Source organism: Pseudonocardia sp. Cha107L01, assembly GCF_052566575.1.
Window position 1 is genome coordinate 4,070,222 of the sequence record NZ_CP199579.1, and the last position, 20,607, is coordinate 4,090,828.

General features: G+C 67.3%; 18 protein-coding genes and 2 pseudogenes. 15 read left to right on the forward strand and 5 right to left on the reverse strand.

Annotation, left to right across the window (positions count from 1 at the left end):
* Nucleotides 1-58: 58 nt before the first annotated feature.
* The 10 genes from ACTXG6_RS19125 to ACTXG6_RS19170 all read left to right on the forward strand — a co-directional run bounded on the left by ACTXG6_RS19125 (nt 59) and on the right by ACTXG6_RS19170 (nt 9,302).
* Nucleotides 59-700 (forward strand): V-type ATP synthase subunit D, encoded by a 642-nt coding sequence (locus ACTXG6_RS19125; protein WP_445189168.1) that lies wholly within the window; start codon nt 59-61, stop codon nt 698-700.
* Nucleotides 697-1,035 (forward strand): hypothetical protein, encoded by a 339-nt coding sequence (locus ACTXG6_RS19130; RefSeq protein ID WP_445189169.1) that lies wholly within the window; start codon nt 697-699, stop codon nt 1,033-1,035. The genes ACTXG6_RS19125 and ACTXG6_RS19130 overlap by 4 nt, the downstream gene beginning before the upstream one ends.
* Before the next feature lie 4 nt (nt 1,036-1,039).
* Nucleotides 1,040-2,992 (forward strand): V-type ATP synthase subunit I, encoded by a 1,953-nt coding sequence (locus ACTXG6_RS19135; protein ID WP_445189170.1) that lies wholly within the window; start codon nt 1,040-1,042, stop codon nt 2,990-2,992.
* Entirely contained in the window at nt 2,977-3,192 is a 216-nt protein-coding gene (locus ACTXG6_RS19140) for a hypothetical protein (RefSeq protein WP_445189171.1), read from the forward strand. Before ACTXG6_RS19135 ends, ACTXG6_RS19140 begins: the two co-directional genes overlap by 16 nt.
* 7 nt (nt 3,193-3,199) lie before the next feature.
* Nucleotides 3,200-3,790 (forward strand): hypothetical protein, encoded by a 591-nt coding sequence (locus ACTXG6_RS19145; RefSeq protein WP_445189172.1) that lies wholly within the window; start codon nt 3,200-3,202, stop codon nt 3,788-3,790.
* A complete protein-coding gene (locus tag ACTXG6_RS19150; protein WP_445189173.1) occupies nt 3,787-4,875 on the forward strand; it encodes a V-type ATPase subunit in 1,089 nt (362 codons plus the stop codon). Before ACTXG6_RS19145 ends, ACTXG6_RS19150 begins: the two co-directional genes overlap by 4 nt.
* Nucleotides 4,872-5,213 (forward strand): V-type ATP synthase subunit F, encoded by a 342-nt coding sequence (locus tag ACTXG6_RS19155; RefSeq protein WP_445189174.1) that lies wholly within the window; start codon nt 4,872-4,874, stop codon nt 5,211-5,213. Before ACTXG6_RS19150 ends, ACTXG6_RS19155 begins: the two co-directional genes overlap by 4 nt.
* Nucleotides 5,210-7,006, forward strand: coding sequence for a V-type ATP synthase subunit A (locus ACTXG6_RS19160; protein WP_445189175.1), 1,797 nt, complete (start codon nt 5,210-5,212; stop codon nt 7,004-7,006). Before ACTXG6_RS19155 ends, ACTXG6_RS19160 begins: the two co-directional genes overlap by 4 nt.
* Nucleotides 7,003-8,391, forward strand: coding sequence for a V-type ATP synthase subunit B (locus tag ACTXG6_RS19165; protein ID WP_445189176.1), 1,389 nt, complete (start codon nt 7,003-7,005; stop codon nt 8,389-8,391). The genes ACTXG6_RS19160 and ACTXG6_RS19165 overlap by 4 nt, the downstream gene beginning before the upstream one ends.
* A 551-nt stretch (nt 8,392-8,942) precedes the next feature.
* The gene (locus tag ACTXG6_RS19170) at nt 8,943-9,302 is read left to right on the forward strand and encodes a cupin domain-containing protein (RefSeq protein ID WP_445189177.1); all 360 of its coding nucleotides are present in this window, start codon (nt 8,943-8,945) and stop codon (nt 9,300-9,302) included.
* 84 nt (nt 9,303-9,386) lie between these two features.
* Here the strand turns inward: ACTXG6_RS19170 and ACTXG6_RS19175 are convergent, their stop codons facing one another.
* On the reverse strand, nt 9,387-10,166 hold the full coding sequence (locus ACTXG6_RS19175; RefSeq protein WP_445189178.1) for a gamma-glutamyl-gamma-aminobutyrate hydrolase family protein: 780 nt from the start codon (nt 10,164-10,166) through the stop codon (nt 9,387-9,389).
* Nucleotides 10,167-11,020: 854 nt separating this feature from the next.
* On the reverse strand, nt 11,021-11,479 hold the full coding sequence (locus ACTXG6_RS19180) for a MarR family winged helix-turn-helix transcriptional regulator (protein ID WP_445189179.1): 459 nt from the start codon (nt 11,477-11,479) through the stop codon (nt 11,021-11,023).
* A gap of 124 nt (nt 11,480-11,603) precedes the next feature.
* Between ACTXG6_RS19180 and ACTXG6_RS19185 the strand changes: the two genes are divergently transcribed.
* The gene (locus ACTXG6_RS19185) at nt 11,604-11,774 is read left to right on the forward strand and encodes a GTP cyclohydrolase I (protein WP_445189180.1); all 171 of its coding nucleotides are present in this window, start codon (nt 11,604-11,606) and stop codon (nt 11,772-11,774) included.
* Between the two features lie 633 nt (nt 11,775-12,407).
* Nucleotides 12,408-13,496 carry a transaldolase gene (gene tal / locus ACTXG6_RS19190; RefSeq protein ID WP_445189181.1) on the forward strand — a complete coding sequence of 363 codons (1,089 nt, stop codon included), beginning with the start codon at nt 12,408-12,410 and terminating at the stop codon, nt 13,494-13,496.
* Between the two features lie 165 nt (nt 13,497-13,661).
* Here the strand turns inward: tal and ACTXG6_RS19195 are convergent, their stop codons facing one another.
* A complete protein-coding gene (locus tag ACTXG6_RS19195; RefSeq protein WP_445189182.1) occupies nt 13,662-15,017 on the reverse strand; it encodes a PucR family transcriptional regulator in 1,356 nt (451 codons plus the stop codon).
* A gap of 152 nt (nt 15,018-15,169) precedes the next feature.
* Nucleotides 15,170-15,373: a universal stress protein gene (locus tag ACTXG6_RS19200; protein WP_445189183.1), complete on the reverse strand. Its 204-nt coding sequence runs from the start codon at nt 15,371-15,373 to the stop codon at nt 15,170-15,172.
* Nucleotides 15,374-15,793: 420 nt separating this feature from the next.
* On the opposite strand from ACTXG6_RS19200, the pseudogene fdh reads away from it, so the two are divergent.
* The 3 genes and pseudogenes from fdh (at nt 15,794) to ACTXG6_RS19215 (ending at nt 19,929) form a co-directional block, all read left to right on the forward strand.
* Nucleotides 15,794-19,070: pseudogene (fdh, locus tag ACTXG6_RS19205) on the forward strand (formate dehydrogenase).
* Between the two features lie 111 nt (nt 19,071-19,181).
* Nucleotides 19,182-19,277: pseudogene (locus ACTXG6_RS19210) on the forward strand (4Fe-4S dicluster domain-containing protein); the annotation flags it as partial.
* 193 nt (nt 19,278-19,470) lie between these two features.
* Nucleotides 19,471-19,929: a hypothetical protein gene (locus ACTXG6_RS19215; protein ID WP_445189184.1), complete on the forward strand. Its 459-nt coding sequence runs from the start codon at nt 19,471-19,473 to the stop codon at nt 19,927-19,929.
* Nucleotides 19,930-19,986: 57 nt separating this feature from the next.
* Here ACTXG6_RS19215 and ACTXG6_RS19220 read toward each other — a convergent pair whose 3' ends face one another.
* Complete coding sequence (locus ACTXG6_RS19220) at nt 19,987-20,508, reverse strand: GreA/GreB family elongation factor (protein ID WP_445189185.1); 522 nt, start codon at nt 20,506-20,508, stop codon at nt 19,987-19,989.
* Between the last annotated feature and the right edge of the window lie 99 nt (nt 20,509-20,607).

The window sequence follows — 20,607 nt, forward strand, 5'->3', positions numbered from 1 at the left end:
TCTCGCTAATTGGCATCTCGCGCGGTGGTTATCCGGATCGCTATAACGGCAGTGGTCGATGATGGAGCAGGTCTCCGCGACACGGAGCGAGCTGCTCGCTCGCCGAGCACGAATCAAGCTTGCGGTTCAAGGACGCGACCTGTTGAAGGAGCGGCGCACCGCGCTGATCAGCGAGTTCGACCGCCTTGGAACGTCCGTGCTGGAATCGATCGACCTTCTCGACCGGGAGGTCGCGGGGGCGGGACAACTCCTGGGAATCGCGATCGCGGACGATGGACGCGAACCCTTCAACTCAGCGGCGTTCGCCGCCGAGGACGGCATAGCGGTCAGTGTTCGCACGCGAAGCGTGGCCGGCGTGCAGATCGTCGAGATCGAGAAGGGTGAGGTCGCCCGGGCACGCACCAGCCGGGGCTACAGCCTGGTGGCGACGAACGCACGGACCGATGCGGTTGCCGAGAGATTCGAGTCCGTTCTCGACAAACTCCTGAACGTCGCGGGGCTGGAGCTTTCGGTACGACGTCTCGCCGAGGAGATCGCTCGAACGACCCGGCGGATGAACGCGCTCGAGCACGTCGTAGTCCCGAGGCTCGAGGCCGAGAGGGTGCGTATCTCGTTGGTCCTGGAGGAGCGTGAACTGGAAGACCGCGTCCGGCTGCGACGGATGCGCGCCCGAGGTCACCGCGACGGGGTGCGACCATGACAAGTCCCCACGAACTTCCCTACGCGGGCGCGCTGGACGCCGTCAGACGGATCGAGACCGCGCTGACCGAACGCGACGCAGCCCGCGATGGCCTGGATGCCGAGCTGAACGCCGCCCACATGGAGGCCGAACGCTTGCTGGCCGCGGCGCGCATCGCTGGTAGGCGAGCAGGGGAAGATCGACGTATTGCGATACTCACCCGAGCTCGCGCCGATGCCCAGGCCATCCGATCTGGCGGTGAGACCGAAGCGCGCCGGCTGGGCATCCGCATGTCGGAGGCGCGCGACGTGCTGGCAGCCGAACTCTTGCCGCTCCTGCTCGTCGAGGAGCCGTGATCGAATGCTCGTTCCGATGACGAAGGCACGCATCCTCGGCCCCCGGTCAATCGCTGAGTCGGTACTCGGCAAGCTGCAGCGGCTCGGACTCGTCGAGCTCGCCGATGCGCGCACCGCGCATGCATTACGCGGGCTGGATTGCGCGGGGACCTGGGCGGCCCGACACGAGGAACTCGCCGCGGTCCTGGCCCAAACCAAGAGGCTGCTCGACGCGCTGTCGGGTGAGCCGCGCTCGGCGGGTGCGACCCACCCGCCCGGCCGGCCACTGGATCTGCCCGCGCTGCAAGCTGAGCTGGCGAGCCTTTCCCTCATCTTCGAGGAGGTCGATGCGCGGCTGGGCGCGCTGCGCGATGAGCGTCTGGTCCTTCCCACCTATCTCGAGCCGCTCCGGTTGCTGCTGCCGCTCGTGCCCGTTCTCGCCGACCTCGATGTCAAGGAGTTGGACCTGATCGGGTTGGCCACGGTGGCGATCGTCCTGAACACCGATGATGAGCGGCTCGTCGAGACCCTCCGCCTCGAGCTCGCGGAGAAACTCGGCACTCGCTACGAGCTGGCCTCGACACGCATCGAGCAGGGGGCGATGGGATGCCTCGTGGTGTTTCCGGTGGATTCGACGGACGCGGTGCGGACGATCCTCGGCGGCTCGGCGGTCCGTAGCGTCGCGCTGCCCGAACCGTTCGAAGGCCTGGCTCTGAACGCAACCGTCGAGGCGATGCAACGTCGTCTCGTCGAGGTTCCCCGAGACATCAGGGATGCCGAGGCGGAACGTCGAGCGCTGCTGGCCCCACACGCCGACCGGCTCGCGGCCACCCACGCCGCCATCCGTAGTGAACTCGACCTGCTCAGCGCAATGGGATCGTTAGGCGCGACGCAGCGCACGTTCGTTGCCGAGTGCTGGATCCCCCGGCCACGTCTGGAGCAGTTGCGACGTGAACTCGCCCGCCAGTTCGGGACCGCGGTGCTCGTCGAGGACACCCGGTCCTCCCCGTATGACCCACAGGCCCCGGTGCTCATGCGCAACGCGGGCCTGTCCCGACACTTCGAGTCGCTCGTCCGGTTCCTGGAGTTGCCTCGGGCCGGTTCCGTCGATCCGACCCTGCTCATGGCGATGCTGCTGCCGTTGATGTTCGGCGCGATGGTCGGGGATATTGGCTATGGCGCGATCCTGCTCGTACTCGCGATCTTCGCCCGGCGCAAACTCGCCCCCCGCGCCGCGCCCGCGCCCGAGGTGGCCAGTCTGATCTGGGTGTTGCTCCTGGGTGCGACCTGGTCGATCCTTTTCGGGGTTCTCTACGGCGAGGTGTTCGGCGACCTGGGCACGCGAGTCCTCGGTGACTGGGCATTGTGGAGGGAGCGCCCCTCCGCTCGGGCGCTTGAGCCACTGTTGCTGTTCGCCGTGGCGATAGGGGCGGCTCACGTCGTTCTCGGGCTCGGACTCGGCGCCTGGCAGGCGATTCGTTTCCGGGAGCATCGGGTGTTGCTCGACAAACTCGGAGCGATCCTCGCCCTGGCCGGCCTGTTCGGCCTGGCCGGGTGGACCGTGGGCGGCTTGCCGGCCGGTGCCTTTATGCCATCGGTGGCCTCGATCGGGCTCGGGCTGGTCGTGGTGATGTCGTTGCATGGTGCGCTCGGCATCGTGACCGGCGCGCTGGATTTGCTGGGCCGGATCGGGAACATCCTCTCCTACCTGCGGATCGCCGCCGTCGGTCTGGCATCGGCGCATTTGGCGAACGTCGCGAACGAGCTCGGATCGGTCGGCCCGATCTGGCTGGGCCTGTTCGTCGCGACCTTCTTCCATGGCCTCAACCTGGCTCTGGCCGCATTCAGCCCCATGATCCAGGCGCTGCGCCTGCAGTACGTGGAGTTCTTCGGCGCATTCTTCGTCGGCGGCGGCCGAGCATTCACACCATTCGGACATGACACGCTAGTGAAGGAGCAAGAATGGGAACCAGCTTGACCGCGATCGGAGCGGGGCTTGCAGTCGGGCTCGCCGCTCTTGCCACCGGGTATGCGCAGGCGCGTATCGGCGCGGCCGCGATGGGGTTGATCGCTGAGAAACCAGAGATGACCGGCCGCGCGATTCTTCTCGTGGCGATCCCCGAGACGCTCGTCATTCTCGGGTTCGCCGTCGCCGCCATGCTCATCGTGCTGCCCTGAGCCGGCCATGGCACTCGACGATCTGCTGCGCGCCATCGAAGTAGAGGCCGACGAGGAACGTCTTCTCGCCGACCGGGAGAGATCCGCCGCTGCGGCCGCGATCGTTGCGGCGGCCAAGCAGGAGGCGGCCGCCGTCGAAGCACAGCTCGCCGGTGCGCCGGAGGGGGCGGCGGCGGAGGCGGAACGAGAGCGCGCCCTGGCCCGCCTCCTGGCTGCCGACACCGTTCGGGTCGCCCGCGAGGAGGCGTTCGTCTCGCTGCTCGGCCGGATCCGCGAAGAGCTCGCCGCGTTGCGTGAATCCGACGGCTACCCGGCTGTGTTTCGAGCGCTCGTCGGTCAGAGCCGCGCCGCGCTGCCGCAGGGACAGGTGCTACGCGTCGATCACCGCGACGCAATCCTCGCGGCGGAGATGGCCGGTGACCTGCAGGTGGATGCGACTCTCGACAGCTGGGGCGGCGTGGAGCTCGCGGGTGATGACGGTCGGACCATCCGCAACACGCTCGAGGAGCGCCTCGTCAACGCCGACCAGCTGCTGCGTGGACGGTTCGCACACTGGCTGGACACCGGCACAGGGCCGGCACCGGTGGGTGTCCCGTGAGGTGGATCCGTCGCGCCGACTTCGACTACGGCAACACGCGGGTGCGCGCGCGCAGGAGGGCATTCCTGAGCGTCGCAGCCTACGAACGCCTCCTCGGCGAGGACATCGCAGGTGTGCTCCGCGCGCTGGAGGACACCCGCTACACGCCCCATCCCGAGGCGGTTCGGCGCCTCGGCGGGCTCCAAGCCCTGCATCTGACGGTGCGCTCCGAACTGGCTGGCTCGTTGGAGGAGATGCGCTCCTTCTACTCCGGGCGCGCTCGGTCGCTGGTCGATGCCCTGCTCTCACGTTTCGACCTGCAGAACGTCATCTCCGTGCTGCGCGCGCGATCACGCCCGGACACCTCGGTTGAGGACGCGCTGGCTGCGCTCACACCGATGGGCTGGCTCCTCGAGCCGCTCGCCCGCGAGATCATGCGCCCGCATGAACTCGCCGGCGTCGTCGACCTTCTCGCCCGGTCGATGCCCGACCGGGAGCAGGCCGGCGCGCTGCGGGCGGCGTTCAGCGAGTACGAACGCACCGACGATCTGCCCGCACTCGAGCGGGCGGTCCTCGCCGAGGACGCCGCACGCCTCGCTGACAGGCTCGGCTCAGCCGGGCCGGACGGTGCGACCCTGCTGCGATCCAGACAGCGGGAGACCGACGAGCACAACCTGCTCGTCGCGCTGCGCCTGCGAGATGCCATCGCATCCGGCGCCGAGGACACCCCGCCGCAGGCGGACACCGCGCTGGTCGGCGGCACCATCCCACCCACCGCACTAGCGATGATCGTGCAGGCTGCGCCATCCGCGATCGTCGCCGCGGTCGGGAGACTGGCCGGCGGGATCTGGCAGACCGGGCTCGAACAGTGGACGAGCACCGGCGACCTCAACGCCCTTCAGCGGAACTTCGAGCGACAAGCTGTCGCCGACGCGACCGCGCTGTTCGTCATCGGGGATCCACTCGCGATCGACGTTCCGCTCGCCTTCACGACTGCCACACAGGTCGAAGCGCGGAACCTGCGCCTGCTCGGCGAGGCGGCCGTGAGGGGCATCCCGCCCGAGATCGTTCGTGCCGAGCTGATCTGGCCGGACGGGCGAGCATGAGCCGCCTCCTGGTGCTGACGACGCGAGAGCTGGCAGTCGGCTACCGCCTCGCCGGCGCCACCACCGTCGAGGTCAACTCGACGGCGCAGACTCAGGCGACCCTCGAGGAACTGCTGGACAACGAGGACGGAGTCATCGCGGTCCACGCCCCGTACTTCACCGCGCTGCCGCTGCCGCTGCGGCGCCGGCTCGACTCGCTCCGCGCCCCGCTCGTCGTGGCGCTGCCGGCGGGCACAGCCGCCGAACAGGTCGGAGACCGCAGACAGCGACTGCTGGAACTGCTGCGTCAGGCGATCGGCTACGAGATCACGTTCGGCGACGAAAGGACGGCCAAATGACGGTCACCACGGCCCTCGACGAACAGGTCGGAAACCGCCACGGCGCCACGCCCGGCGAGATCTGGCGCATCGCCGGGCCGGTCGTGGTCGCGCGTGGCCTCGACCGGGTGCGCCTGTACAACGTGGTGCGCGTCGGGCGGGAGGCACTCCCCGGCGAGGTCATCCGGCTCGACGGCGAGCTGGCCACGATCCAGGTCTACGAGAACACCAGCGGACTGCGCGTCGGTGAGCCGGTACTGGATACCGGCCGACCGTTGGAGGTCGAGCTCGGACCCGGGCTGCTCGGCCGCATCTTCGACGGCACCCAGCGTCCGTTGGAGGTACTCGCCCGTGTCGGGGACGATCCGTTCGGAAAACCGCTGCTCGCACGGGGAGCCGACCTGCCAGCACTCGATCGTGGCCGTACCTGGACCTTCGAGGCGCGCGTCGCCCCGGGTGACTCCGTGATCGCCGGGGACATCCTCGGAGTGGTCGCCGAGACGACGGCGCTACAGCATCGGGTGCTCGTCCCACCGCACATCTCCGGGGTGGTGACGAACGTCAGCTCCGGACCGCGCAAGCTGGAGGACCCGGTTGCGTGGATCGATGACATACCGGTCACCATGCTGAGCCGATGGCCGGTACGCGATCCACGGCCCATCGCCGCCCGGCTCGTCGCATCGACTCCACTCATCACCGGCCAGCGGGCGATCGACGTTCTCTTCCCGATAGCCCGTGGAGGTGCCGCGACGATCCCCGGCGGCTTCGGAACCGGCAAGACGGTTCTGCAGCAATCCTTGGCGAAATGGTCGCACGCCGACGTCGTCGTGTACGTCGGCTGCGGTGAGCGCGGCAACGAACTCGCCGAAGTGCTGCAGGAGTTCCCCCAACTGACCGACCCGCGCACCGGGGCATCGCTGATGGAACGCACCATCCTGATCGCGAACACCTCGAACATGCCGGTCGCCGCGCGGGAGGCGTCGATCTACACCGGAGCCACCGTCGCGGAGTATTTCCGTGACCAGGGCTACCACGTCGCCCTGATGGCCGATTCGACAAGCCGCTGGGGCGAAGCGCTGCGCGAAATCTCCAGCCGGCTGGAGGAGATGCCCGCCGAGGAGGGGTACCCGGCGTACCTGTCGTCGAGGTTGGCCGAGTTCTACGAGCGCGGCGCCGCGGTTCGCTGCGCCGGCTCGCAAGGACGCGAGGGCTCAGTGACCATCATCGGCGCCGTGTCGCCCGCGGGTGGGGACTTCTCCGAGCCGATCACCCAGCACTCCCTTCGGCTGGCGGGCACGTTCTGGGCGCTCGAGACGTCGCTGGCCAGGGCACGGCACTTCCCGGCGATCGACTGGAACCGCAGCTACACGCTCTATGACCTCACGACCTGGTTCGAGCGCGAGATCGCCCATGACTGGGAGGAACACCGTGCCTGGGCGAGTCAGCTGCTCCAACGCGACGCCCAGCTCCTCGAAGTGGTGCAGCTCGTGGGCGCCGACACGCTCGCCCCGCCCGAGCGTGTCCTGCTCCGAACAGGGCGCCTCCTGCGCGAGGACTTCCTGCAACAGTCGGCGTTCGACGAGCAGGACGCCTACTGCAGCCCGCCCAAGCAGGTCGCGATGCTCAGGGCGATCCGAGCAGCCGACGCGGCGATGAGGGCGGCGGTGGATCGGGGTGCGCCGGTCGAGAACGCCACCGCCTCGCCGTCGGTGACGGCGCTCGCCCAAATGCGGTTCTGGGTGGCGGCCGAGGCCGAGCAGCACGCCAGAACCCTAGTGGAGCGTATCGAGACCGAACTGGAGAACCTGGGATGACGCAGCTGTACACCGCCGAGCACCGCACCGTGGCCTACGTCTCGGGCCCGCTGCTGGTTGCCGAACACGCAGAACAGGTCGCCTACGACGAACTCGTCGACATCGTGACGCCCACAGGGGAGCTGCGCCGAGGCCAGGTACTCGAGATCGCGGGCGACCGGATGGTCGTCCAAGTCCTCGGCGGTACCCGCGGGCTCGACATCACTTCGACCGCCGTGCTTGTCCGGGCGCGGTCCGCGCAGCTGGCGGTCGGGCACGACCTTGTCGGCAGAGTCCTCGATGGCATGGGCCGGCCCATCGACGGCGGACCCCCGGTTCTACCCGCCGCGCAGCGCGACCTCAACGGACACCCGGTCAACCCGGTCGCACGCGCCTACCCGGCCGAGTTCATCGAAACCGGTCTCTCGGCGATCGACGGCCTGCACACCCTGGTGCGAGGCCAGAAGCTTCCGGTCTTCTCCGGATACGGCCTGCCCGGCCTCGAACTCGCCACCCGGATCGCGCACACGGCGCGCGTGTGTGGGTCAGATGACGGCTTCGTCGTCGTCTTCGCCGCGATCGGCGTGACCGATCGGGAGGCCGCCTTCGTCCGCAGCCGCTTCGCCGAAGGAGCCGCGCTCGAACGATCCATCGTCTTTGTGAACCGTGCCGACGAACCCGCGGCGGAACGGCTCATCTGCCCCCGCGCCGCCTTGACCGCCGCGGAGTACCTGGCCTTCGAACTCGGCCTCCACGTCCTCGTCGTACTCGTCGACATGACCAACTACTGTGAGGCGCTGCGCGAGGCGGCTGCTGCCCGCGACGAGGTGCCCGGCCGACGCGGCTACCCCGGCTACATGTACTCCGACCTTGCATCGCTCTTCGAACGCGCCGGGCGCATCCACGGCCGCCCCGGCACCGTCACGCAGCTACCGGTTCTCTCGATGCCCGACGACGACGTAACGCACCCGATCCCAGACATCACCGGCTATATCACCGAGGGCCAGATCGTGTTGTCCCGAGAACTCGACCGGCGCGGGATCTCACCACCGATCGACGTGCTGCCCTCCCTCAGCCGCCTCATGAACGCCGGGATCGGCGCCGGGAGCACCCGTGAGGACCATCGAGGCGTTGCGGACCAGCTCTCCGCCTTCCTCGGCCGCGGGCAGGAGCTTCGCCGCCTCATCTCGATCGTGGGCGAACAAGCCCTATCCGACGACGACCGCCGCATCCTGACCTTCGTCGATCAGTTCGAACAGCGCTTCGTCGGCCAGGGTGAGCGGCGGCGCTCGATCGAAGAGACCCTCGATCTCGCCTGGGACCTGCTCGCACCGTTCCCGGCCACCGAACTGCGACGGGTCAGGCCCGAACTCATCGAACGACACCACCAGCCTTCACCGCGATGAACGGACGCGGCGAGACGACGGACCTGAACACCTCCCCGGACAGGCCGGTCTCAGCTCGGGCGCTCGCCCCAACATTGATCTGCTGCGCGAACACGGCAGGTGGTTCGACACCGCCTTCCCCGCGGCTGTCCGATGAGCCGGTGATGCCGATGCGCCCAGCCGGCCTTCCGCACCGGCGCCGCGGCGGCCAGCTGTTGCCCCGGCTCGTGAGCCCCATTCGGGAGGAGCCGCCCCAGTCTGTGCACGATCCGGCCGGCCGACACGACCGAGGGATGACTCAGACCTGCATCCGTTGCAGTCGAACCATCGGATGGATCGAGGCGCCACCAGCCTGTCAGCATCACACTCGACGACGGGCCATCGGCCACTCGATGTCAGCCAGGGCGGGTGGCGCGCGACCAGTTCGTGGAGGTCGTGTGGGTGCATCGCGCTGCGGTGACGCCCCCATGAGTGGTGGGGTCAGCCAGTCAGCATTGGCGCGCCTCCATGGCTCCGTTGCCAGCAACAGTGGCCACGCCTGGATCGCGGTGCTCGTTGGGAAGGTGTGTGGGATGCAGAAGATGTCGTTGACAGCCCTGATGCGGGAACAATTACTGGCTGCGCACTCGGCCTCGACCGGGCGAAGCGCGAAGACCGTGTTCGGCGGGCATGAACGGGTGCTCCGCCAGACGGTGATCGCGATGGTCGGCGGTCAGGTGCTGGATGAGCATGACAATCCCGGGGAGGCGACTTTGCACGTGCTGCACGGACGGGTTCGGCTCGCCACAGCGGAGGCGTCCTGGGATGGATCCCCGGGTGACCTGCTGATCATTCCCCAACCCCGCCACAGCTTGACCGCGCAAGAGGACGCGGCGGTGCTGCTCACCGTGGCGAAGACCTGTCGCGTTACGCCCAGTCGCAGGCCCCGATGACACGCCACGTCCTCCACTTTCCGACCGGCGGCTCGATGCGGTAGTCACCAAGTTTGGAGGAACGTGCGGTCGGCACGTTGATGGCTACTCTCCCGTGAGCCACTCAAAGAGTGCTGCCTGACGTTCCTCCCCGTTTCCGGCCATTCGCTCGGGGTGCCATTGGACCCCGAGGAGTCCTTCGCCTTCGATTACCTCGACCAGACCGTCGTCGCTCCAACCAGAGGCCTCGATGCCACGACCGACCTCGACGATTCCCTGGTGGTGATGGGAGTTGACGGCAATGTTGGCGCCCAGAATTCGTCGCGCGAGCGAGCCCTCCTTGGTAGTCAGCGAGTGACCGGCAGCCGCGTATCCATCTGCGACGCCCTGCGCGTGGTGCCCAAAGTAACCCGCCGCGGGCAAATCCTGAATGAGGGAGCCGCCGTGGGACACAGCGATGAGCTGCGCCCCACGGCAGATCGCCAGTACCCGGATACCCCGTCTCCTCGCGCGCTGGAGGATCGCCATCTCGACCTCGTCGCGCTCGGGGTCCAAATCCTCCAAGCTGGCTACCTGCTTCTGGCCATACATTGAGGGATCGATGTCGCCGCCGCCCACCAGCAGGACGCCGTCAATGCCCGACATCGTTGACTCCAACCGGCCGGCTGCGCCCCCGACGGCGGGGACAAGCACTGGGCATCCGCCCGCGGCTAGGACACAATCGACATAGCTTCGATGCATCGCCACTTGATGGAGGTCGTTGACCCCCATCACTATTCCGATTCGCTTCATCGAAATTCCCTGATCAGAGTGCGAGCAAACGGTTTTCGCGCTCGTAGCTGGCAACCGAGAGGTGCGGTGCCGCCGCCAGCAGGAGTTGGCCATAGGCTTGCAGGGAACGCCCTCTCGCCCAGCTTGTGGTAAAGGTCCACATCGTCGTCGGGAGGCAAGGCTTCGACGACGATCTCGACGGCGGATTGGTTCGTGGGTGCTTCCCAATTCTGGGAGCTGGACAACGTCTGGGAGCTGGCACAACGCAGTCTCATGCCACGTTCACGCTGATGGGCAAAGACGACGCGGTTGGACACTGAAACTCCTCTTCCTCGCGCGCGCACCAATGTCGGTCGCGGTAGGCGCGGGGCCAAGCCGGCAGAACGTGCTTGATGTCCTCCAGTTTGCCCCCATATCGTCGGCCGCGCCTTGCTAGTGTTGAGCCAACTTAAGGGCTCCGACCTTGCGAGGGTCCGGCAGTCTGCACTCCCGTTTTTCAAAATGTTGTTACTGCAGAGCGTGAACAGGATGCCTACCCGACATCGAGATCCGCCAGACTCCTCACTGGGCAGCGCTCTCACCGATGCGAAAGAGAGTGTCGTGTCGATGCGCGGTCAGACTGATACGGCGGGATAAGGCCGCATGGCCGGAAGTTCATGGGGGACATTCGCGTTGTCGACGGCACGTGAAAACTGACCCCCGCGCGGCATGCCGTCAGGGGGTCAGTTTTCGGCTGCCGTTGACACGCGTCTGGAGAATCGAGCATTTGCCGCAGGCGTCCAGTCGTGCCCAGCGTCGGCGCAAACCGTGGTTGCCGCGGTCAGCGCGGTCATCGAAAGTGGGCGGTTAACACACCTACTTCGTGGTCGCGCACTTCCACCGCGTGATCTCCCACTGAGGTGGCCGAACACGCCTGGCCCGAGCAGCAGCCCGATGAGGACCCGAGATCGTGATGAACACCGGCCTCCTCAAGTCCGGTTCTCGCGTCCGTTCGGGTGCACCTCGCTCCAGGTCGGGACAGCAAGGGCTGTCCCCATGCGACCCAGCTGACCGCGATGCAGCGCGCTCAGTCGCCCCAAGACCTGATCGCCCGTTGTGGTCAACAGCGCCCGCACCACCCTGCCATCGCGCGGATCCGCGGTTCGCGCAACGAGCCCCTGGCCCTGTGCCCGGTTGATGAGTTCAACGACGCTGTGATGGCGCAACTGCAGCCGGTCGGCGAGCTCTCGTATGGTCGCCCACTCCCGGCCGGGGAATCCCTTGAGCGCTAGCAGCAACTGGTACTGCTGAGGGGTCAACCCGGCCTCGCGCACGGTCTCCTCGCTGAAGCGCAGGTAGCGACGGATACCAAATCGGAATTGGGCCAGTGCCTCGAAATCCTGCTTCGTCAACGGCGCCGGTGCAGCGTCGTCCTCCTCCCTCGCCATGGGAGATACGACACCACTAGCACCACTCGGCCCGACCATGCACCCAGTCTATCGTATTGCGATATAGATGAGTGGTTGCGGAAGTTTGCGCGGGTCGCATTCTTGGACTGTCGAAGCTGGCGCGGTGGAGGTGATCGTGCGCGACCTGCAGGTTCAGGAACGGCTGACCGAGCAGATCGCCGACCGGCTCCAGGGTGTCGGAGAGGTGATCGAGGCCGAACACCTGTGCACGTCGCTGCGCGGGATGTGCGCCACCGTCGCGAGGAGTGTCACCGCGACGCTGGACGGTCTTTGAAGACTCCCGCCCGCGCCACGAGTCCCTCGCGCTCTCCGGTGCTGGCGCCTGGATTTCCCGCACCGCTTCTGACGCCGGACAAGTCACGTGAGGACGCCGCGGAGGTCGCCGTCGTTCCCGGGGCGCGGGTCTTGTCCCAACTGGCGCAGTCCGATCAGCTCCTCACCAAGCCCGGCCGGTCATCTGGTCCGAGGCGCTCCAAGTCCCCGCTGGCTCCCATCCATCCTCTGAGCGTGAGGGCCGACCTGACTCAGTTATATCGTGTTACGATAGAAAGACAGGCTGACACAACCGTCGAGGAGGTGCCCGGCCTGTGAAGGACCCAGGAGGTGTGTCGTGCTCAGCGACCGCGGCCGCGACGTTGGAGCAGTTCCGGCGACAGTCGCGGGCCGATGATCCACAATCCGACAGCCCCTCAACATCCGGCGCCAGCGCGACCAGGCGCGCGTCGCAAACCGAGCGATCGACGTCGCTCGACACTTGTGGCGCTGATGTGGATCACCGGCGTGCTCAGTGTGCTGCCGCTGATAGCCGAAGCGGCCGGACTCTCACTGATTCTGGTGGGGTCGCGGTCACGCTGGAGCTGATCATCCGTGTCGACAACAACGCCGGACAATCTCTTAAGGAGAAGCGATGAAACCGACCCAGCGCCTGCACGAGGTGGGCCAGAGCCTGTGGCTGGACAACATCACCCGTGGCCTGCTCGAGCGGGGCACCCTCGCCCGCTACATCAGCGAACTCTCGGTATCTGGGCTGACGTCCAATCCCACGATCTTCCACAAGGCCATTGAGGGCAGCTCTGACTACGACACTGACATTGCCACCGCCCCAGCGGCGAGCGGCAATGAGGAGAAGGTGTTCTTCGAGCTGGCCTTGAGCGATCTGCGGCGAGCGGCCGACTTGTTCGCGCCGACACACCGCCGCAGTAACGGCATCGACGGGTGGGTGTCGCTGGAGGTCTCGCCCCTGCTGGCCCGCGACGCACAGGCCACCATCGCCCAGGCTCAGGCGCTTCACGCCCAGGCGAACCGGTCCAACGTGTTTATCAAGATTCCCGGCACCCCTGAGAGTCTGCCCGCTATCGAAGAGTGCATTTCTTCCGGGGTGCCCATTAATGTAACGTTGTTGTTCTCGGCCAAGCAATACCAAGAAGCGGCACAGGCCTACCTGCGGGGCATTGAGCGGCGAGTGCGAGCCGGGCTGAACCCCGCTGTGGCGTCGGTGGGCTCAGTCTTCGTGAGCCGATGGGACACTGCGGTCGCTGACCGAGTGCCCGGTGAGCTTCGTGACCGTCTGGGCATTGCGGCAGCCGGGCAGACCTATCGCGCCTATCGGGAACTGCTCGACTCGCCTCGCTGGGGACGCCTGGCGAACGAAGGGGCCCGACCACAACGGCTGCTGTGGGCCAGCACCTCAACCAAGAATCCCGACGCGGCTGATGTGTTGTACATCGAGGCCCTGGCTGCCCCATTCACCATTAACACTATGCCGGAGGCGACCTTGCTGGCTTTCGCGGACCACGGACATGTAGCCGACTTGATGGCCCCCGACGGGGGAGATGCCGAACGGACCCTGAGGACCTACACCGAGATCGGTATTGACCCGCAAGCCCTGGCCGGGCAGTTGCAGCGGCGCGGAGCAGCGTCGTTTGAGAAGTCGTGGGTGAACCTTTTGGCCAGCATCACCGCCAAGCGCGAGAAACTGACCACAAGCGGCAGCTGACATGCGGCCAGCCTCCGCCCTCCGACCCAATCCGGAATCAACGCGATCATTGGCAGCGTGAACTGCTTATGGCGCGCCCGATCGCAGATGCGCTGCAGACCCCAGAGCCGGCCTCACCGGCATTCGCTCTCGGGAATCGGCATGTCGGGCACGGCGCGGGGGTGTCTATCGGCTGACCCCCGGGGACTTCGAGACCGGCGACTCGTGCGGGCCGCGGTGCCTTGTGTCGTCGTGGGACTTGGGAGGAGGTAATCGTGTTGATCGCCGCTCCTGATCAGACCACTCTGCGCCAGCACGCTCGCCTGGTGCAGCCACCACTTCCGGCCAGCCCAGGAGCTTCGCGCCGAGCACCGCGGCGTTGATGGTGAAGCGCTGCGCGGGGTCGGTGGGGTCGTGTCCGGTGAGTGTTTTGATCCGGTCGAGGCGGTAGGTGACCGCACGGACGGACAGGTGGAGTCGGCGCGCGGTCTCGGTGGTGACGCTCCCGGTGGCGAAGTAGGCGTCGAGGGTTTTGAGGAGCGGTTCGGCCCCGCCGCGGACATTGGCAAGTCTGCCCAGTACCGAGTGGACGAGGTCGGTGATGGCGGGCTGATCGCGCAGGAGCACGCGGTAGATCAGCAGGTGCTCGGCATGGATCACTGGGGTGTCCAGGTGCAGCCGCACCGCCATCGTCAATCCCTCGCGTGCCTCCTCATAGGAGCGCGCGATCCCGTAGGAGCCCGGGTACGGCCGCCCGACGGTGACCCGCCATGGCTGCCCACGGGTCGAGCGGCTGAGCTCAGTGAGCATGAGATCGCCGAGTCTCTTCGGCGGTCCGGGCAGGTCAATGTCGGCAGGTGCCACGACGACGATCCGCCCGTCCTTGGTCGCTACCAGTACGTCACGGTCACCGACCCGATGCACGATGGCGCGTTCCAGAGCGGCGATCGCCGGTGTGGCGTCGTCGAGTCGGCCGGTTGGCGCGGCGAGTGCGACCTGGTGGGGGAGGGCCATGTCCAGTCCGAAGGGTTCGGCGCGTTCCACGAGCCTGCCGACATCGGCGTCGCCGCGCAGCAGATCCTCGATGAACTCGTGGCGGAGCGTTTCTTCCCACCGGACCATCTGCCGGCGGGCCTCGGTGTATCCCTCGGCCAGGCTCGCAACCGCCTCATCGACCACGCGGAGGACCGCCGCGGCGGCGACCCGCACTGCCTCATTGTCGCGCGAGCGGATCACCATGGGGAGCTGTTGCCACAGCCGCCGGGCCGCGGACAGATACAGCTGGACCGCGGTGCCCGCCGATACGCCCAGCTCAGCGGCCCGCCTGCCCAGCAGGCCCACGGCCTCGAGCTCGGCGGGGAATGGCGTACGCCCTGAGGTCGCAGCCTCTGCCAATAACGGCAGGTAGTCCCCGAGCAGTTCCACAGGGACTCCGCCGGCATCTCGGCTGGCGGACTCGGCCACCTCGTTCAGCCACGCGGTGTGAACGCTTATCGTCCCGGCTGATGTCCGTGTCTGGTACCCGTCGCTGGTGCCGGTCACGGCTACTGCTCCGCTTTGCTGGCATCGAGTCGCCCCTGACACCGGACCTGCCCCGGCGTGGTTGCCTCGCCTCCTGGCTGAGGTTCGGTCGTCGACCGATCCGGTAGGACCGACCCCGTGCAGACTCGCGCGGTTTGGGAGGGCAGAGCTGTTCACGAGGCAACCAGGTGGTATGCGCCTGCGGGTGGCTTTGCGGTCGTTCCTCGGCGGTGATGGACGATCGCGATCGGAACGTGAGCGTGGCGCAGGACGGCCTGGCGAACTGAGTCGAGCACGGTCCCTCGGCTGTGTCCCCGACCCCGCGAACCGACGATGAGATCGCCCTCCAGGCCCTTGCACTCGTGCTGACTGTGCACGACACGCCTCCTCGCGGTGGCCTCAACCCGTCATATCCGAGTGCCGGGCGGCACAGGCGTATCGTATCACGATATAATTTGCCATGCGGGGTTCGGTGCCTGACACCAGCCGTGCCCGAAAGCTCGATGCTGCCGGCCCACGGCAAATGCCGCCTCGACCTTGTTGCCGAGGGCAACCGCTGCCTCCCGGCTGCAGGGAGAGCATCGTAGGAAGCGTCCAGGCCCCCCTCCTGGAAAGGGCATGCGGAGCGGGCTTTGCCTTGCCGGTCCGCATGCCCGCACCCGCGCGGCGACTGCCGATGATCGATGGCGCCGCTGGTCCGTTGAGGTCACCTGACGTGCAGGGCGGTCGTGATGCCTGCCACCCCGTGATGAGGTCGGTACGGGCATGGGGCTGGCGGGCCGATATCCGCCTCGAGGATGGAGAAGCACGTGGGTGTGCGTCGGTGGCTCGGATCGTGGCCTGTCTATCGTCAACTCACCGGAGCCGACTCGCTTGGCCGGGGTGCGGCCGCGGAGTCACCCCAGTCGACCGCCCTGCGGCCGCGGATCGCCACCGCGGACCGGATCGTCAAGTCCGTCTGTCCGTATTGCGCCGTCGGCTGCGTGCAGAACGTGTACGTCACCGATGAAGAGGTCGTCCAGATCGAGGGCAACCCCGACAGCCCGATCTCGCGGGGGCGACTGTGTCCGAAGGGATCGGCGAGCTAGCAACTGGTCACCGGCCCGCAGCGGGAGCGGAAGGTGCGCTATCGCGCCCCTTATGCCACAGACTGGAGCGAGCTCGAGCTGGACACTGCCATGGACATGGTCGTCGACCGGGTGCTGGATGCCAGAGCCAAAGGCTGGCAGGACCGCGACGACCAAGGCCACCGCCTCGGCCGCACGATGGGCATCGCCAGCCTGGGCGGAGCAACACTCGACAACGAAGAGAATTACCTGATCAAGAAGCTGTTCACGGCTTTGGGGGCGATCCAGATCGAGAACCAGGCCCGTATTTGACACTCCGCCACGGTTCCCGGTCTGGGAGCCTCCTTCGGGCGCGGCCGCGCCACTGGCTACCAACAGGATCTGATTAACTCCGATTGCATCGTGATCATGGGCTCGAACATGGCCGAGGCGCACCCGGTGGGGTTCCAGTGGGTGATGGAGGCCAAAGCCCGAGGGGCTCGGGTCTTCCACGTCGACCCGCGGTTCACCCGGACCAGCGCGGTGGCCGACGCGCACGTGCCGCTGCGCGCCGGCAGCGACCTCGCCTTCCTCGGCGGGGTGATCAACTACATCCTGAGCAACGAGTTGGACTTCCGCGAGTACGTACTCGCCTACACCAACGCTTCGTTCCTGCTCCGCGAGGATTTCCTCGACACCGAGGATCTCGACGGGCTGTTCAGCGGCTACGACGCGGACTCCGCGACCTATGACCCCACGACCTGGCGCTACCTGGGGGCAGGCCCGATCGACACGGCCACGCTGCATGCACGAGGGGACGCGCACGGTGCGGGTGGTCCGAGACTGGATGGTGTAGTTGGGGACATCGCCTCGGATCCGACGTTGCGGCACCCGCGATGCGTCTACCAGGTCCTCGAGCGGCACTTTGCCCGGTACACCCCGGACATGATCGAGCAGGTGTGTGGCACCCCTCGGGAGCAGTTCCTCGAAGTGTGTGAAGCTTGGACCGCCAATTCCGGGCGGGATCGCACGGGCGGCGCTGGCCGACAGCGTCGGGTGGACCCAGCAAAGCGTCGGGGCGCAGTACATCCGCGCGGGGTCGATCATCCAGCTGCTGCTGGGCAACGTCGGCCGTCCCGGTGGCGGCATCCTGGCGCTGCGCGGCCACGCGAGCATCCAGGGCTCCACCGATATCCCGACGCTGTTGAACCTGCTTCCCGGCTATCTCGCGATGCCTTCCCGCTGACGCTCACCCGGACCTGCGGAGCTACCTGAAGAGCATCTGCGGCGACAACCAGAAGGGCTTCTGGTGTCACGCCGACACCTACATGGTGTCGCTGCTCAAGGAGTATTGGGGCGAGAGGGCCACGCCGGAGAACGACTTCTGCTTCGACTACCTGCCCCGGATCAACGGAGACCATGGCACCTACCGCACGGTCATGGACATGATCGACGGGAAGGTCTTCGGCTATTTCCTGCTCGGCCAGAATCCGGCCGTCGGCTCGGCGCACGGCCGACTGCAGCGCCTGGGGATGGCCAACCTGGACTGGCTGGTGGTCCGCGACCTCACCATGATCGAGAGTGCCTCGTTCTGGAAGACTCACCGGAGATCGAGACCGGTGAGATCGTCGCCGAGCGGTGCCGCACGGAGGTGTTCTTCTTCCCGGCGGCCTCTCACGTGGAGAAGGACGGCTCGTTCACCCAGACCCAGCGGATGCTGCAATGGCGGGACAAGGCGGTGGAGCCCACCGGCGATCAACGCTCAGACCTGTGGTTCTTCTATCACCTGCGCCGTCAGCTTAGGGAGCGGCTTGCCGGGTCGAGCGATGATCGGGACCGGCCGCTGCTGGACCTGGCCTGGAACTACGAGGTGTACGGCGACGAGCCATCCGCCGCGGACGTCCTGGGGCACATCAACGGACACGACCTGACCAGCGGCCGGCTGGTCGACGGCTACCACGACCTCAAGGCGGACGGGACCACGTCGTGCGGCTGCTGGATCTACAGCGGCGTCTACGCCGGCGGGGTCAACCGGGCGGCGCGGCGTGCCCCGCGCGATGAGCGGGATCAGACCGCCCTCGGGTGGGGGTGGGCATGGCCGGCCAATCGGCGGATCCTTTACAACCGGGCCTCCGCCGATCCGCAAGGGCGCCCCTGGAGCGAACGCAAGGCGCTGGTCTGGTGGGACCCGGAACGGGGCGAATGGACCGGCCACGACGTCCCGGACTTCGAACGGGACAAACCGCCGACCTACCTGCCTCCTGACGGGTCCGTTGGCCCGCGGGCGCTACGTGGCGACGACCCGTTCATCATGCAGGCCGACGGCAAGGGTTGGCTCTTCGCGCCCCGGGGGCTGGTCGACGGCCCGATGCCCACGCACTATGAGCCGCACGAGTCGCCGGTGCGCAACCTGCTCTATACCCAACAGGGCAACCCGACCCGCACGGTCTACCGACGGCAGGACAACCCCTCCAACCCGTCCCCGCCGGAGGCGCACTCCGAGATCTTTCCCTATGTGCTCACCTCGTCCCGGCTCACCGAGCACCACACCGCCGGCGGCATGAGCAGGTCGTTGCCTTACCTCGCGGAACTGCAACCCGCGCTGACCGTCGACGTTTCCCCTGAGCTCGCCGCCGAGCGTGGGCTGTCCCATCTCGGCTGGGCGCACGTCGTCACCACTCGAACCGCGGTTGAAGCCCGGGTGGTGGTCACCGACCGGATGGCTCCGCTGCGAGTCCAGGGCCGGACCGTGCACCAGATCTGGCTGCCCTACCACTGGGGAGGTGTCGGGCTGGTGACCGGGGACGCGTTCAACGACCTGCTCGGCGTGGCCCTCGACTCGAACGTACTCATACAGGAGAGCAAGGTCGCGACCTGCGACATCCAGCCCGGCCGACGTCCGCGTGGGCCTGCGCTGCTCAACTACGTCGCGGGCTACCGGGACCGGGCCGGCGTCACCACCGAGACCGGCACGCATGTGGCCACCGCCGGCGCCGTCACCCACATCGAACAGGAGCCGCGACCGTGAAGCGCACGAACAGCCTGCACGGGCCGTTGGACGACGTCGCCGCCGACGCCGGCCACGGCGAGCATCCGCCGCGGGTCGGGTTCTTCACCGACACCTCGGTCTGCATCGGCTGTTTGTCCCACCGGCGCGCTGTTTCGCACCGAGTTCGGCACCGTCGTCGTGCAGCAGGACATCTGCAATGGCTGCGGCTACTGCGTCTCCGGCTGCCGCACGTGGATCCTCACCGCCTTCGGCCCTGGTGTCGGGGTTACGGCGATCTCCGAGCTGGTCCCGGCCCGCTGGCGCCGGACCGGGCTCGGTCGGCTGCTGCACCACCTCGTCGGTCCGGCTGGGCTGTCCTCGGCGCCTGGTCGCGCCCGGGCTTGCGTCCTACTCCGCGGTGCTGCTCTCGCACACCGCTGTGCCCGCGTGGAACGAGGCCCGTGGACTGCTCCCGTTCGTGTTCACCGGCTCCGCGGCGGCCAAGTCCGGCGGCCTCGGAATGGTGTTCGCGCCGGTCGACGAGGCAACCCCCGCCCGGTTGTTCGCGATCTACGGCCCGGTGACTGAACTCGCCACATCGCGGGTGATGCAGAGCCGGCTCGGCCTGGTCCGGGAGGTCTATGTCACAGGTCATGCTCACCAGCTGCGCCGCCTGTCCGAGCGGCTTACCGCGGCTGGCCTGGCCGGCACCCTGCTCGCCGGACGGCGCAGCCGAACCGTCGCCGTGGCCTCCGGGCTCGCGTTGGCCGCGGGCAGCGCACTGCAGCGGTTCAGCGTGTTCGAGGCCGGCGTCGCATCTGCCAAAGACCCGAAGTATGTCGTCGTCCCCCAACGCGAACGCCTTGACCAACGACGGGCTCACCAACATGAATCATGAGCCATCCGCACCAGGGGTGATCAAGGGACGATCTGGCGCTGTCCGGCCGCCTCGTTGTCAGTTCACGGACGACGGGTGATTGGTCTGTTGGTGGTTGCGTCGGTACGGGACGGCGCGGACCAATGACACCGCCATCACTTGCCCGTCCGGCAGCAGATACTGCCGGCGTTCGCCCTGTTTTGCCCCCAGCAGGGACCTCCCCAGTGGTGAGCGGGGAGAACAGATCTCGATGTCGCCGACGGCTCCCTGCTCCCGGTCGGCCAGCAGTACGGTTTCCGTGCCCGGACAGTCCGCATACTCAATAGTGATCACCATTCCGGGCTCGGCGACACCGTCATCAGGGGGCTCATTGCCGACGATGGAGCTCTGGAGGGTTTCCTGCAGTCTTCTGATTCGCTGGTCACGGGCTCCTAACTCCTCCAACGAGAGGGCTTCGACGCGGTCCCAGCGTTCTTCCCCAGCCGCCCCCCGCCGCGGACTCGACGCCTGCCCCGCACGCTGTGCAATGAGCGTGGTGAGCTCGTCCTTGAGCCGCTGGTGCGCGTCGGGTGTCAGCCACGCCCTGTGGATCTCGGTCATTGCTTGGCTCCTCTTGTCAGTGGGAACGGCCCGGCATGGTGCGACTGGGTCCTGTCAGACCCGCGAGAGGGGCAGGTCCAGGCCCGGCGTGTATGAGCC

What these genes read in the sequence shown, in the direction of transcription:
- ACTXG6_RS19125 (WP_445189168.1), top strand. Translation starts at nt 59, where the DNA reads ATGATGGAGCAGGTCTCCGCGACACGGAGCGAGCTGCTCGCTCGCCGA.
- ACTXG6_RS19130 (WP_445189169.1), top strand. Translation starts at nt 697, where the DNA reads ATGACAAGTCCCCACGAACTTCCCTACGCGGGCGCGCTGGACGCCGTC.
- ACTXG6_RS19135 (WP_445189170.1), top strand. Translation starts at nt 1,040, where the DNA reads ATGCTCGTTCCGATGACGAAGGCACGCATCCTCGGCCCCCGGTCAATC.
- ACTXG6_RS19140 (WP_445189171.1), top strand. Translation starts at nt 2,977, where the DNA reads ATGGGAACCAGCTTGACCGCGATCGGAGCGGGGCTTGCAGTCGGGCTC.
- ACTXG6_RS19145 (WP_445189172.1), top strand. Translation starts at nt 3,200, where the DNA reads ATGGCACTCGACGATCTGCTGCGCGCCATCGAAGTAGAGGCCGACGAG.
- ACTXG6_RS19155 (WP_445189174.1), top strand. Translation starts at nt 4,872, where the DNA reads ATGAGCCGCCTCCTGGTGCTGACGACGCGAGAGCTGGCAGTCGGCTAC.
- ACTXG6_RS19160 (WP_445189175.1), top strand. Translation starts at nt 5,210, where the DNA reads ATGACGGTCACCACGGCCCTCGACGAACAGGTCGGAAACCGCCACGGC.
- ACTXG6_RS19165 (WP_445189176.1), top strand. Translation starts at nt 7,003, where the DNA reads ATGACGCAGCTGTACACCGCCGAGCACCGCACCGTGGCCTACGTCTCG.
- ACTXG6_RS19170 (WP_445189177.1), top strand. Translation starts at nt 8,943, where the DNA reads ATGCAGAAGATGTCGTTGACAGCCCTGATGCGGGAACAATTACTGGCT.
- ACTXG6_RS19175 (WP_445189178.1), bottom strand. Translation starts at nt 10,166, where the DNA reads ATGGCCAACTCCTGCTGGCGGCGGCACCGCACCTCTCGGTTGCCAGCT.
- ACTXG6_RS19180 (WP_445189179.1), bottom strand. Translation starts at nt 11,479, where the DNA reads ATGGCGAGGGAGGAGGACGACGCTGCACCGGCGCCGTTGACGAAGCAG.
- tal (WP_445189181.1), top strand. Translation starts at nt 12,408, where the DNA reads ATGAAACCGACCCAGCGCCTGCACGAGGTGGGCCAGAGCCTGTGGCTG.
- ACTXG6_RS19220 (WP_445189185.1), bottom strand. Translation starts at nt 20,508, where the DNA reads ATGACCGAGATCCACAGGGCGTGGCTGACACCCGACGCGCACCAGCGG.